The following is an 11,807-nucleotide window of genomic DNA, read 5'->3' as shown; positions in this document are numbered from 1 at the left end:
CCCTTCCATCTGTCCTGACGTTCACTGCGCCGACCTGCGGGCGCGTACGGCCGCCGCGAGCGGCGTGTGCGGGCCGGCGGCGAGGATCAGCTCCTCCTGCAGCCGCCGCCGGGCCGCCGGCGTGAGCCGGTGGAACTGCGGGCCGGGGACGTAGCCGCCCGCCTCCTCGCCGGCCTTCACCTGGGCCAGCAGGCCGGCGTGCCGCAGCGTGCGCAGCGCCGACTCCAGCTCGCCGATCGGGACCTGGGTGTGGCGGCGCAGCTCCTCGACCGGGGTGGGGTGCGGCGACAACCAGGAGTCCTCCGGCAGCAGGCCCTCGGCCCTGGGGATCGCGACCGAGTGCACCAGCACCAGCGTCAGCACCGCCCGCTCACTCACGCCGAGCCCCGCGCCCCCCGCGACCGCCGGCGGGCGATCCGCCGCCTCCGCGCCCGCCGTCTCCAGGCCCGCCTCCGGCTCGGGGGCGGGGGACGGGGGCTGGGCCAGCGCGGCCGTGTGGCTGTCGTCGTAGCCGGAGGTCCAGCGTTCGCGCAGCTGGATGAGGGCACGGCCGCGGCGGGCCAGCATCTCGCCCAGCGTGTGGCGCAGCGCCGGATCGCGCAGCGCGGCGAAGCGGCCCTCGGCGACCGGCTCGGCGGCGTGCTCGACCACCATGAACGCGGCCACCAGCTCGGCCCGCCGCCGCTCGTCGTAGGCCCCCAGCAGGTCGTCGAACTCCGCCACGCCGAGCTCGGCCCGCCCTCCGGCACCGGGCAGGGGCAGGACCGCCGCGGCCACGATGTCGGCATCGCCCACCACCGTGAGCTCCGGCCGCTCGGGCTCGGGCAGGCGGCGGACCAGCTCCTGCAACTGGGCGTGCGACTCCACCGGCCACAGCGCGCAGCGCGGCCCGAGCGTCACCACCCCGTCGTCGAGGACGATCCACGCCGAGTCGTGCAGCCGCCGCAGCGCGCCCCGCGCCCAGTTGCGCATCAGGTCGTCGGTACGCCCGATCAGCGCCCGGTAGGTGTCGAGCACCAGCTCGACGGGCGCCGGGTCGCCGGGCCACGGATCGACGGAGAGATCGTTCCAGCAGCACTTGAGCGTGGCCGCCAGCACCCGCCGCGTCTCGCCGGCCCGCTCCACCGGGACGGCGGCGACCTGGTACTCCTCCAGCAGCGACGGCGTCACCCCGTCGGGCCACACCGGCAGCGCGTGCCCGGTGGAGTCGGGCCGGGTCAGGCGGGTCATCCCGGCGGGCGCCGGCACGCCCGCCCCCAGCCGCAGCGGCCCGCCGGAGCGTGCCCGCGCGTGGGCGAGCGCCTGGCCCGCGGACCGGCCGCGCTCGGAGGCCGGAGAACCGGTGGACGTCATGAGGTGCGCTCCAGGTAGCCGTGGGACAGCCAGGCGGGCTCGCCGTCGGGATCGACGGTCAGGCCGTCGGACCAGGCGAGCCGGTAGGGGAGCTCGGGGCGCAGGTCGGCGGTGGTCAGGTCGGCGAGCAGACGGCGGGCGGCGGGCCAGTCGGAGCCGATCACGTCGGCCAGCGCGACCCGCGAGGCGGCGCCGAGCAGCGACTCGGCCACCTGCGTGAGCCGCTCGACGGCGGCCCCCGGCGAGGAGTCGAGCGAGCCCTCGGGCCCGGGGTCGGGCAGCGCCGAACGCGGGGGAGTGGGCTGGACGGGAGCCGGCCGCGGCGCCTCGTCGACCGCCCGCGCGACGGCGGCCGGATCGTGCCACGGCGCGGGCGCGTCGAAGACGAACCCGTCGAGCACCGAGGCCAGCCGCTCCTTGGAGGCGGTCTGGGCGAACGTGCGCCACGTCTCGGTGGGCAGCAGCATCAGGTTGCGGGTGGTGCCCGCCGAGTCGGCCAGGCGGCCGGCGGCGCGGCGCGAGGCGTCGCTGTAGGAGTAGATGGACGCCCGCAGGTCGGTGCAGACCCGGTCGAGCTCGGGCCAGCGGGTCAGGATCGTGCCGTGCAGGCCCTGGGCGCGCCGGGCGATCTCCTCGGTGCCCCAGAGCTTGGGGGCCTGCTCGCGCAGCTCCTCGATGGTGCCCGTGGTCAGCGTGATCAGCTCCAGGGCCCAGAGCCGGAACGCGCGCGCCAGGTTGACCGCGCTCTGCCGGGCCTCCTCGCTCGTGGTGCGGGGGTCGGCGACGTTGAGGTCTTCCAGGGCGAGCAGGCGGTGCATCTCGGACTGGCCGCCGTCGTCCATCATGCGGCGGATGAACATCAGGCCGACGACGCTGGTGAACGAGGCGCGGTAGCGGAGCTGGTTGGGCTTGGGGAACACCTCGCGGATCGCGCCGAGCCCCTTGAGCACGCGCAGCCGGTTGTCGAACTGGTCGCTGGGGTAGGCCCGGCAGGCGAAGCGCATCTGCTCGTGCGTCAGCCACTCCTCGCCCGCCTCGGCGAACGCCGCGAACAGCGTCTCGGCGATGTCGACCAGGGCGGGGTCGTCGACCACCGCGCCGCTGTCGCGGGCCAGCGCGGCGAACATGCGGCGGTAGGTCGACAGCACCGCCTCCTCGGAGAGGGCGGCGTCGAGGGTCAGGGGCTGTTCGGACACGCGCACTAAGGTACGGCTTCAGACCGACAGACTCGGAACCCGGCGCGGGCTACCAGTCGGTATGGACGCGGATGGGACTCCTGCCCGCTAGGGTGATCCCGGTTAAAGCGGGGCAAACTCTCTGTGATCGCACATACGGGGTGAGTGACGGTTGTCCATCCGTGTGCTCGGCGGGGACCGGGCGACGGCCCTGATGGCCGGTGGGGCGGCCGTGATCCTGGTGGCCGCGGCGGCGTGGTTCGGCGTGGGCGTCTCCAGCGCCAATCCGGAGCTGGCCGACGTCGGAGCGTGGCTGTGGACCAAGGCCAGGGGCAGGGTCGTGCACGTGAACGGCCTGTCGGGCGAGGTGGACGGCTACCTCGACGACAAGGCCGGCAAGCAGTTGCGCGTCGTCCAGGACGGCACGAACGTGCTGCTCGTCGACGACCGCACCGGCTTCGTCAGCCGGGTCGAGCCCAGCCAGCTCACCGTCACCCAGACGCGCGACCTCGGCGCGGCCGGGATGCAGCTCGCCGTCTCCGGCGGCACGGCCTACGCCGTCGACCCGGCGGCGGGCCGCGTCCAGCGCATCGACCCGGTCACGCTGAACGCCGTGGGCGCGCCGGTCACCCTGCCCGGCCCGCTCGGCGCGGCCAGGATCGACGGCGGCGGCCGGTTGTGGGTGCCGGTGACCGCCAGGGGCGAGGTCGTGCCGGTGTCCGGCGGCGTCGCCGCGCCCCCCGTCAAGGTGGGCGAACCGGGCGAGGAGCTGGCCGTGACCATCGCCGGCGGCCTGCCCGTCGTGGTCAACACGCGTGCCGCCACCGCCGTCACCATCGGCGCGGACGGCGGCGTCGGCGAGATCGCCCTGCCCAAGGAGGTCGCGCGGGCGGCCAAGGGCGGCGTGCTCACCCCGGCCACGACCGAGGGCCCGCTCGTCCCGGTGCTGACGCCGGGCGGCTCGGGGCTGCTCGTCGTGCTCGACACCTCCTCCAACGCCGTGCTCAGCACCAGGTTCGCGATCGACGACCCCGCCGGGCTCGGGGTGCCGCAGGTGCTCGGGTCGAAGGTGTACGTACCGGACAAGAGCCGGGGCGCGCTGATCGTCTGGGACAGCGCCGCCGGCGGGCGGCCCACCACGCTGCAGGTGGCGGACGGGCCGGGCCCGGTGGACGTGTTCGTCAAGGACGGCCTGCTCTGGGCCAACGACGAGAACGGCGACAAGGCCCTGGTCATCGACCCCGAGGGCCGCAAGCACGACGTGGACAAGGACGACTCCGACGTACCGGGGCCGACCAACACCCCCAAGCCCAAGCAGACCCCGCGCCCCGACCCCACGATCACCGACCCGCCGCCGGACGATCCGCCCGAGACCAGCGAACCCGACCCGACCAGGACGAAGGACGCCGAGCGGCCCCGCCGTCCGGCCAGGACGGCCACGCCGACCCCCACGACCACCCCCACCCCGACCCCGACGCCCACCACCGCGCCCACCGCGCCCGGCGCGCCCGGCGCGGTGACCGCGCGATCGGGCCCCGGCCGGGTGACCGTCACCTTCAGCCCGTCCACCGGCGGCAAGGTCGAGCGCTACACGCTCAAGGCGTCCGGCGAGGGACGGCCGGAACCGCAGTCGGTGGACGGCGACGAGCCGTTCCAGTTCGAGTTCACCGGCGGCGACTGCGCCCGGGAGTACACCTTCGTCGTCGTCGCCCACTGGCCGGGCGGCGAGGTGGAGTCGGAGCAGAGCGCGGGGGCCAGGCCCTGCGTGGCGCCCGGGGCGCCGTCGAACTTCGCCGCCAAGCCCAGGAACCGGGGCGCCGAGCTGACCTGGAACGCCCCCGAGAACGGCGACGCGGGCGTGACCTACCAGCTCAGCGGCGGGGCCGCGAACGACGCGATCAAGGGGACGTCGTTCACGGTGGACGGGCTGAAGAACAACGCGAAGTACGCCTTCAAGCTCAAGGCCACGAACGCGGCGGGGGAGAGCCCGGACGTGGCCACCGCCGAGGTGGACCTGACCTACCCGAGGCAGCAGTACAAGAACGCCAACAACAACGTGGTGGACACGCTGGTCCGCCCCGCCGCGACGAAGACCGGCGAGGCGGGCCGCATCCCGAAGGGGCAGTACGTCTCGCTCACCGTCATCTGCCAGGTCAAGGGCCAGAGCGTCACGGAGGACGAATCCAAGGAGACCAGCGACGTCTGGAACAGGATCGAGTGGAACGGCGGCGTGGCCTACCTGAGCGAGACGCTCATGACCACGCCCCGCGGCTCGTTCCCGGCGCCACCGCTCTTCGAGTGCACCGACTGAGGAGGGGGACCCGGTTGACCCAGTACAACTACCCGGACCAGATGGCCCAGGCCCAGCAGCCCGCCGCCCTGGCCGGCCAGTTCGCGCAGCGGTTCCAGCTCCTGGCCGGCAACATCGAACGCGTCGTCCGCGGCAAGCGCGAGGCCGTCGAACTGGCCCTGATCTGCCTGTTCGCCGAGGGCCACCTGCTCATCGAGGACGTCCCCGGCACCGGCAAGACCACCCTCGCCCGCTCGGTCGCGGCCAGCGTGGACGCCGAGTGGCGGCGCATCCAGTTCACCCCCGACCTGCTGCCGAGCGACATCACCGGCGTGTCGATCTTCAACCAGGCGCACCAGAAGTTCGAGTTCCACCAGGGCCCGGTGTTCGCCAACATCGTGCTCGCCGACGAGATCAACCGGGCCTCGCCCAAGACCCAGTCGGCCCTGCTGGAGGTCATGGAGGAGCGCCGGGTCACGGTGGACGCCGAGCCGCACCCGGTGCCGCGGCCGTTCCTGGTGGTGGCCACGCAGAACCCGGTGGACATGGACGGCACGTACCCGCTGCCCGAGGCCCAGCTCGACCGGTTCCTGATGAAGATCTCCGTCGGCTACCCCGACCACGTGTCGGAGGTCGAGGTGCTCAAGGGCGGGCCGACCGGGCCGCAGGTCGAGCGGCTGCCGGTGGTGGCGCGGGCGACGGACGTGGCCGGGATGATCGACTTCGCCTCCCGCATCCACGTGGCCGACCCGGTCTACGACTACATCGTCGGGCTGTGCGCGGCCACCCGTACCAGCCCGCACCTGCGGCTGGGCGCGAGCCCCCGGGGGAGCCTCGCGCTGCTGCGCGCCGCCCGCGTCAGGGCGGCCGCCGCCGGACGGCACTACGTGGTGCCCGAGGACGTCAAGGCGCTGGCCGTCCCGGTGCTGGCACACCGGCTGATCGTCACGCCGGAGGCCGAGCTGCGCGAGATCGGCGCGGCGTCCGCGCTCGGCGAGATCCTCGCCGGGATGCCGGTGCCGCAGGCGGCGTAGATGCGGCTCACGGCCCTGTTCACCCCGCTCGGGTGGGCCACGCTCGCGGGCTCGGCGGCGCTCTACGCGGCGGGGTTCGCGCTCGGCTACCCCGAGCCGGTCGTGCTGGCCACCGGCGGCGTGCTCGCCCTGGCCGCCGCCCTCGCCTGGACGGCCCCCGCCCCCGACCTGGAGGTGCGGCGCGAGGTGACGCCGCTCAAGGTGCCGAGGGGCGAGGCGGCGGTCGCGGTGCTGAACGTGGTCAACCGGGGCCGGCGCGGCCTGTCGGGGCTGCGCGTCCAGGACCGCGTGGGGGCGTCGGAGCACCTGATCGGCCTGCCGCGGCTGCCCAGGAACGCCGCGCGCACCGTCTCCTACCCGCTGCCCACCGACGTGCGCGGCGAGATCCCGGTCGGGCCGCTGCTGCTGGTCCGGGCCGACCCGTTCGGCCTCACGCGCCGGGTGCGGCGGTACGGCGACGCCGTCACCCTCCTGGTCCGCCCGCGCACCGTCGCGCTCTCCGTGCCGCCGTCCGGCCGGGCCCACCACCTGGAGGGGCCCACCAGCGACAACGCCCCCAGCGGCACCGTCACCTTCCACACCCTGCGCGAGTACGTCGTGGGCGACGACCTGCGGCACGTCCACTGGCGCTCCAGCGCCAGGACCGGCACGCTGATGGTGCGCCAGCTCATCGACGCGAGCCTGCCCACCACGACCGTCGTCCTGGACACGCGGGAGCTGACGGAACTGGCGGTCGACGCGGCGGCGTCCGTGGCGGTGGCGGCCGCCCGCGCGGGCTTCCCGGTGCGGGTGCTGGCCGGCGAGCGGGCGGCGGCCGAGGCCAAGGCCGACGCCGATCCCGACGCGATCCTCGACCGGCTCGCCCTGGCGCGGCCGGGCACGGCGGGCGTGGGGGAGACCATGCGGCTGGCGCGCGGCGGCGGGGCGCTGGTGCTGGTCACCGGCGACGCGGCCGAGGTGGGACGGGCGGCGGGCGTCCGGCGGCGCTTCGACCGGGTGATCTGCGTGCACACCGGTCCCGGGCCGGTGAGCGTCCCGGGCGTCACGGTCGTCCCGCTCACCGACCTGGCCGCCCTCCCCTTCGCCTGGACCTCCCGATGACGCCCCCAGCACCCCCGGCGCCCGCTCCTGTCCCGCCCGCGCCTGCCCCTTCCACGCCCGCTCCTGTCCCGCCCGCTCCTTTCCCTTCCGCGCCCGCGTCCGGGGTGGGGTGGCGGGGAGGCGCCGGGCTGGTGGTGGTGGCGGCCGTCGCCGGGGTCGCCGGGTGGGGGTTCCACCGGGTCTTCCCCGGCGGGGAGCTCCTGCTCGCGATCGCGCCCGCCGCCGTCGCACCCGTCCTGGTGGCGGCGCTCACCGCGCGGCGGCCCCTGTGGCTAGCGCTCGCGCTCGACCTCGTCGCCTGGATCGCCGGGACGATCCCGCTCTACCGCAGCCTGGCCCCCGGCGTGCTCGCCGACGTGGCCGACGCCTGGCACGCGCTGCTCACCACACTGCTCCCCGCCCAGCCCGAGCCGCGCCTGCTCGTCCTCGTGCACACGCTCGTCTGGGCCGCGGCCGTCATCGGCGCCGAGACCCTCACCCGCACCCGCACCAGGATCGCCGCCGCCGTCCCCGCCCTGGCCGTGTTCGCCGCCGCGCTGCTGCTCGGCGTGGACGGCGAGGGCTCGAACCTGCCGGTCGCCGCCGCCCTGTTCGTGCTCGTCGCCGCCCTCGCCCTGGTCCGCGACGACCGCTCGCCGCTCTGGCTGCTCGGCGGCCTGCCCGCTGCCGCCGTCCTGGCCGCTCTGGCCCTGGTGGTGGGGCCGCTGCTGCCCGTGGCGGCGCAGCCCTACGACCCGAGGCGGGACGCCGAACTGCCGCCGCCCCGGCGGGTGGACAGCGTGAGCCCGCTCGACCGCGTGTCGGGCTGGCTGCAGATCCCCGACAGGGAGCTGTTCACCGTCAAGGCGGACAAGCCGCTCAACTGGCGGCTGGCCGTGCTCGACCGCTACGACGGCGTGCGCTGGACGTCCGGGGCCCGCTTCCGTCCCACGGGCGGCCGGATCCCCGAGGGGGAGTGGACGGGGGCCGCGCGGGTCGTCCGGCAGCGGGTGACCTTCACCGGGCTGCCGGGGACGTGGCTGCCCGCCGCCGAACGGCCGGTCGAGGTCGACGGTGTACCCGGGCTGGCCGCCGACCCGCAGAGCGGCGCCCTGCTGGCCGACCCCGCCGCGGGAACCGGCGGGCGTCCCGGCAAGGGCTTCGCCTACGAGGTGACGTCCAAGGTGCCGGAGCCGTCCAAGGAGGACCTGCTGGCGGCCACCCCCGCGCACGAGGACGCCGCGCTGACCGCGTTCCCGCCGGGGCCGCAGGAGAAGTTGTTCCGCGAGCTCGCGCAGGAGGCGACCAAGGGCGCGGACGCGCCGATCAAGCAGGCGTACCGGCTGCAGAGCTACCTGCGCACCAGCGCCTCCTACGACGTCACTGCGCCGCCCGGCCACTCGCTCAAGGGCCTGGAGTTCTTCCTGCGGACCACGCACCGGGGCACGTCGGAGCAGTTCGCGGCGACGTTCGCGCTCATGGCCCGGACGCTCGGGCTGCCGTCGCGGGTGGTGGTGGGCTTCCGGCCGGGACAGGCGTCCGGCGGGGTCTACCACGTCAGGTCGGGGCACGTCATGGCGTGGGCGGAGATCAAGTTCGAGCGGCTGGGCTGGCGGCCGTTCTACCCCACGCCCGGCCGCAGCGGCGCCAAGGACGACCACGACGTCGTCTCCTCGGCGATCGAGGAGAGCGAGCAGCTGGAGGGCGAGTTCACGCGCGGGGGCGGCGACCGGTCCGGCACGGCCCGGCCGAAGGCCGGGGAAAAGGGCGCGCGGCCCGGCGGCGGGCCGTCGCCCTGGATGCTCGCCGCCGCCGTGGGCGGGAGCCTGCTGGTGGCGTACGCGGCGACGGCCGCCGTGCTGCCCTGGTGGCGCAGGCGGTCCAGGAGACGCGGCGGTGAGCCCGGCGACCGCGTGCTCGGCGCCTGGCGGCAGACCTGTGACGACCTGCGACTGGGCGGCAGGCGGACGCTGACCGCCGAGGACGTCCTGACCGGCCAGCCGCCCGACATCACCACCCATCTCAGGCCGTTGGCCGAAATTTCGAACTTCGTCCGGTACGCCCCCGACGACGTCACCGACGCCGACGCCGCCCGCGCATGGGACAGCAGCGACGCCGTCCGCCGCGCCGCACGCTCGCGCACCCCCCTCCCCACCCGCCTGCGCGACCGCCTCCTCCTGCGATGATCCAGGCCATGAGAAGCGTCGAGGCCCAGCTCCTGCACCGCCCGCCCGGCCTCACCGCGGCCGACGTCGTCCGGCACCTGACCGCGATCCAGGCCCAGGACGTGCCCTCCGCCCTGCTCGCCTTCCGCGCCCGCTCGGCCACCCTCACACCGTCCGGCATCGAGGCCGCCTGGCAGGCCCGCGAGATCGTCAGGACGTGGGGCCCGCGCGGCACGCTGCACTTCGTGCACGCCGACGACCTCCCCTGGATCCACGCCCTCACCAGCAGCGACACCGCGGCCCTGCGCCGCCTGCGGCAGGAGGGCGTCACGGGCGACGACCTGCTCCCGCTCGCCGAGGGCGCCCTCGCCGGCCAGGGCCCGCTGACCAAGGCCGAGCTGACGGAACGCCTCGCCGGACGGGCCCGCGGCCAGGGCGTCGTGCACCTGATGGCGCTGGCCGCCCACCACGGCCTGGCGGTGCTCGGCCCGTCCAGGGCGGGCAAGCCGACGTACGTGCACGCGGGCGACTGGCTCGGCGCGCCCGTCGTGCCCGAGCCCGACCGCGGGAAGGCGCTGAAGGAGCTGGCCGTGCGCTACCGCCGCGCCCACCACCCGGCCACCCCCGAGGACCTGGCCGCCTGGTCCGGCCTGCCGCTCGGCGAGGCCCGCGCCGCCTGGCGGACGAGCGCCGCCCAGGACCCGCCCGAGCCCGGCGAGCCCGTGCTGCGCCTCGCGCCCGCCTTCGACGAGTACCTGATGGGCTGGCACGGCAGGGACGGCGTCCTGGCTCCCGAGCACGCCGCGAAGGTGTTCCCCGGCGGCGGCGTCCTGCGCCCGGTCGTGCTGTCCGCGGGGGCGGTCGCGGGCGTGTGGTCCAGGAAGGGCGCGCAGGTGAGCGTGCAGCCGTTCGATGAACTGCCCGAGGAGCTGGTCCGGGCGGAGGTCGAGGACGTCCGCCGCTTCCTCAGCGGGCGCTGACCCCGTCCTGGCCGCGCTCTTCCTGGCCGAGCAGGGCGGCGGCCACGGCGTCGGCGTCGCGGCGGAACGGGCTGTCGCGGCCCGGCCGGCCCGTGCCGACCTCGGTGAACCAGCGCGTGTCGCCGGTCGCCACGCCGAGCGCGTGGATGTCGGGATCGGGCCGCCCGCGCGCGTCCAGCACCCGGTAGGGCGACCGCGTCACCGCCGGCCCGCCGGTACGGAACCGGGCCCCCGTCACCGGGTCCACGTTCACGAACTCGCTGACCATCCCGTCCGCCAGCAGCCGCCGGAACAGCGGCGAGACGTCCCGGGTGACGTCCTGGCGCGGCGCGCTCGCCTCCACCAGCGCCCGCGCGTGCCGCCACGATCCGCCCACCTGCGGCGAGGACACCGCGAACCCGTCCTCGACCGGCAGCACGACGCCCGCCGGGCCGACCGGCCGCACGATCCCGGCCTCCAGCAGCGCCGCGAGCTGCTCGACGTGGGCGGCGGGCGGCCCGGCCGACAACACGAAGCTCTCCGGCGCGAACCTGCCGAGGAAGTCGCGGTGGGAGTCCGGCAGCAGGCCGCCGAAGTCCACGATCGCCGGGAGCAGCGGCCTGATCGCCCGCAACATCTCGGTCGCCGCCTTGAGCACGCCGCCCGCGCAGCCCGCGCGCGCCCGTCCGGCGTCGGCCCGCAGCAGGGCCGCCAGGCGGGCGCGATAGGCGTCCGGGGTGGCGAAGCGCCGTCCGGCGAAGGGACGCGCCAGCGTGCCCAGGGGGCGCGCCGCCCCGGTCATGCAGGCCAGGTCGGCCTCGTACTGGATCAGCGGCTCCACCAGGCGGGCGAAGTCGAGCTGCGGCGTGCCGGTCGCCGCCGCCGCGTCCGCGCGCAGCCCCGCCAGCCGCTCCTCGGTGATCATCCGCAGCGGCACCGCCGGCGCGGGGAAGGCGGGCACGGACGGCCGACCAGGAACGGCAGCCCGCCGCGCGACATCGCCAGCAGCCGGGGCTCGTTCCCGCTCGGCAGGTAGCGCAGGCCGCCGGGCCCGCCGGTGAACCGGCCGCCCCGGCCCAGCGTGACCGCCCGCAGCACGTCGTAGAAGGTCAGCCCGAGCCCGCGCACCGCGACCGCGGCCCCCGGCGGCAGGACGTCGAGCGGCATCTCCACGGCCAGCCCCGGCGGGACGTAGACGGCCCCGCTCCACCGCTCGGCGTGCCGGGCCAGCGTGAGCTGCTCCCGCGTGGTCTCCACGTCCGCGTGCCCGGTCGTCAGCACCGCCTTGTCCACCCGGTACGCCGTCCCGCCCGCGTCCACCCGCAGCCCGTCCGCCGTCCGCACGATCCGCGTCACCTCGGCCACCACCGGACGCACCCCCACCCGCGGCGGCGCCGAGGCGCACAACGCCGCGAACGCGGCGGCCAGGTACTGCCCGTAGAGCCGGCGCGGCGGGCATTCCGCCGGGTCCAGGCCGCCCCAGACGGCCAGCGACCCGAACCGCTCCTCGGGCAGCAGACCGTCGGGCGAGCGCACCGTGCTCTCGCCCGCCGTCGTGTTGGCGCCGAACCACGCGGGCTGGCCGGCCCGCCACACCCGCCCGTCCCCGTGCCCAACCGCGTCGAACGCCCACACGGTCACCGCGCGGTCGAGCCCGGCCAGCCGGACCAGCAGCCGTTCCAGCACCGACAACCCGCGCGGTCCCACCCCGACCAGGGCGATGACCAGCTTCCCCATGCCGTCCGCCTACC

General features: G+C 75.9%; 9 protein-coding genes. 5 read left to right on the top strand and 4 right to left on the bottom strand.

From position 1 onward, the window contains the following. Positions 1 to 21: 21 nt before the first annotated feature. Positions 22 to 1,353 (bottom strand): hypothetical protein, encoded by a 1,332-nt coding sequence (locus tag ABZ459_RS01880; RefSeq protein WP_357964637.1) that lies wholly within the window; start codon positions 1,351 to 1,353, stop codon positions 22 to 24. Next, entirely contained in the window at positions 1,350 to 2,549 is a 1,200-nt protein-coding gene (locus tag ABZ459_RS01875) for a hypothetical protein (RefSeq protein WP_357964635.1), read from the bottom strand. The genes ABZ459_RS01880 and ABZ459_RS01875 overlap by 4 nt, the downstream gene beginning before the upstream one ends. Before the next feature lie 151 nt (positions 2,550 to 2,700). On the opposite strand from ABZ459_RS01875, the gene ABZ459_RS01870 reads away from it, so the two are divergent. The 5 genes from ABZ459_RS01870 (at position 2,701) to ABZ459_RS01850 (ending at position 10,077) form a co-directional block, all read left to right on the top strand. Continuing rightward, the gene (locus ABZ459_RS01870; protein ID WP_357964634.1) at positions 2,701 to 4,839 is read left to right on the top strand and encodes a hypothetical protein; all 2,139 of its coding nucleotides are present in this window, start codon (positions 2,701 to 2,703) and stop codon (positions 4,837 to 4,839) included. Positions 4,840 to 4,853: 14 nt separating this feature from the next. Beyond that, entirely contained in the window at positions 4,854 to 5,852 is a 999-nt protein-coding gene (locus ABZ459_RS01865) for a MoxR family ATPase (RefSeq protein ID WP_357964633.1), read from the top strand. After that, positions 5,853 to 6,953: a DUF58 domain-containing protein gene (locus ABZ459_RS01860; RefSeq protein WP_357964631.1), complete on the top strand. Its 1,101-nt coding sequence runs from the start codon at positions 5,853 to 5,855 to the stop codon at positions 6,951 to 6,953. A 131-nt stretch (positions 6,954 to 7,084) separates the two neighbouring features. Beyond that, complete coding sequence (locus tag ABZ459_RS01855) at positions 7,085 to 9,118, top strand: DUF3488 and transglutaminase-like domain-containing protein (RefSeq protein ID WP_357964630.1); 2,034 nt, start codon at positions 7,085 to 7,087, stop codon at positions 9,116 to 9,118. Between the two features lie 8 nt (positions 9,119 to 9,126). Then, positions 9,127 to 10,077: a winged helix DNA-binding domain-containing protein gene (locus ABZ459_RS01850; protein WP_357964628.1), complete on the top strand. Its 951-nt coding sequence runs from the start codon at positions 9,127 to 9,129 to the stop codon at positions 10,075 to 10,077. Here ABZ459_RS01850 and ABZ459_RS01845 read toward each other — a convergent pair. Together ABZ459_RS01845 and ABZ459_RS01840 are read right to left on the bottom strand one after the other, a co-directional pair. After that, on the bottom strand, positions 10,064 to 11,017 hold the full coding sequence (locus ABZ459_RS01845; RefSeq protein WP_357964626.1) for a hypothetical protein: 954 nt from the start codon (positions 11,015 to 11,017) through the stop codon (positions 10,064 to 10,066). The two genes, ABZ459_RS01850 and ABZ459_RS01845, sit on opposite strands and share 14 nt — an antisense overlap. Further along, the gene (locus ABZ459_RS01840; RefSeq protein ID WP_357964624.1) at positions 10,978 to 11,793 is read right to left on the bottom strand and encodes an FAD/NAD(P)-binding protein; all 816 of its coding nucleotides are present in this window, start codon (positions 11,791 to 11,793) and stop codon (positions 10,978 to 10,980) included. The genes ABZ459_RS01845 and ABZ459_RS01840 overlap by 40 nt, the downstream gene beginning before the upstream one ends. Positions 11,794 to 11,807: the final 14 nt, after the last annotated feature.

Origin of the sequence: Nonomuraea sp. NPDC005692 (assembly GCF_040631115.1) — a bacterium.
Taxonomy (GTDB): Bacteria; Actinomycetota; Actinomycetes; order Streptosporangiales; family Streptosporangiaceae; genus Nonomuraea.
This window is presented reverse-complemented; position numbering and strand designations above follow the sequence as displayed.

Excerpts from the sequence above, each read along its gene's own strand:
- ABZ459_RS01840 (WP_357964624.1), bottom strand. The coding sequence starts at position 11,793 with ATGGGGAAGCTGGTCATCGCCCTGGTCGGGGTGGGACCGCGCGGGTTG.
- ABZ459_RS01850 (WP_357964628.1), top strand. The coding sequence starts at position 9,127 with ATGAGAAGCGTCGAGGCCCAGCTCCTGCACCGCCCGCCCGGCCTCACC.
- ABZ459_RS01880 (WP_357964637.1), bottom strand. The coding sequence starts at position 1,353 with ATGACGTCCACCGGTTCTCCGGCCTCCGAGCGCGGCCGGTCCGCGGGC.
- ABZ459_RS01860 (WP_357964631.1), top strand. The coding sequence starts at position 5,853 with ATGCGGCTCACGGCCCTGTTCACCCCGCTCGGGTGGGCCACGCTCGCG.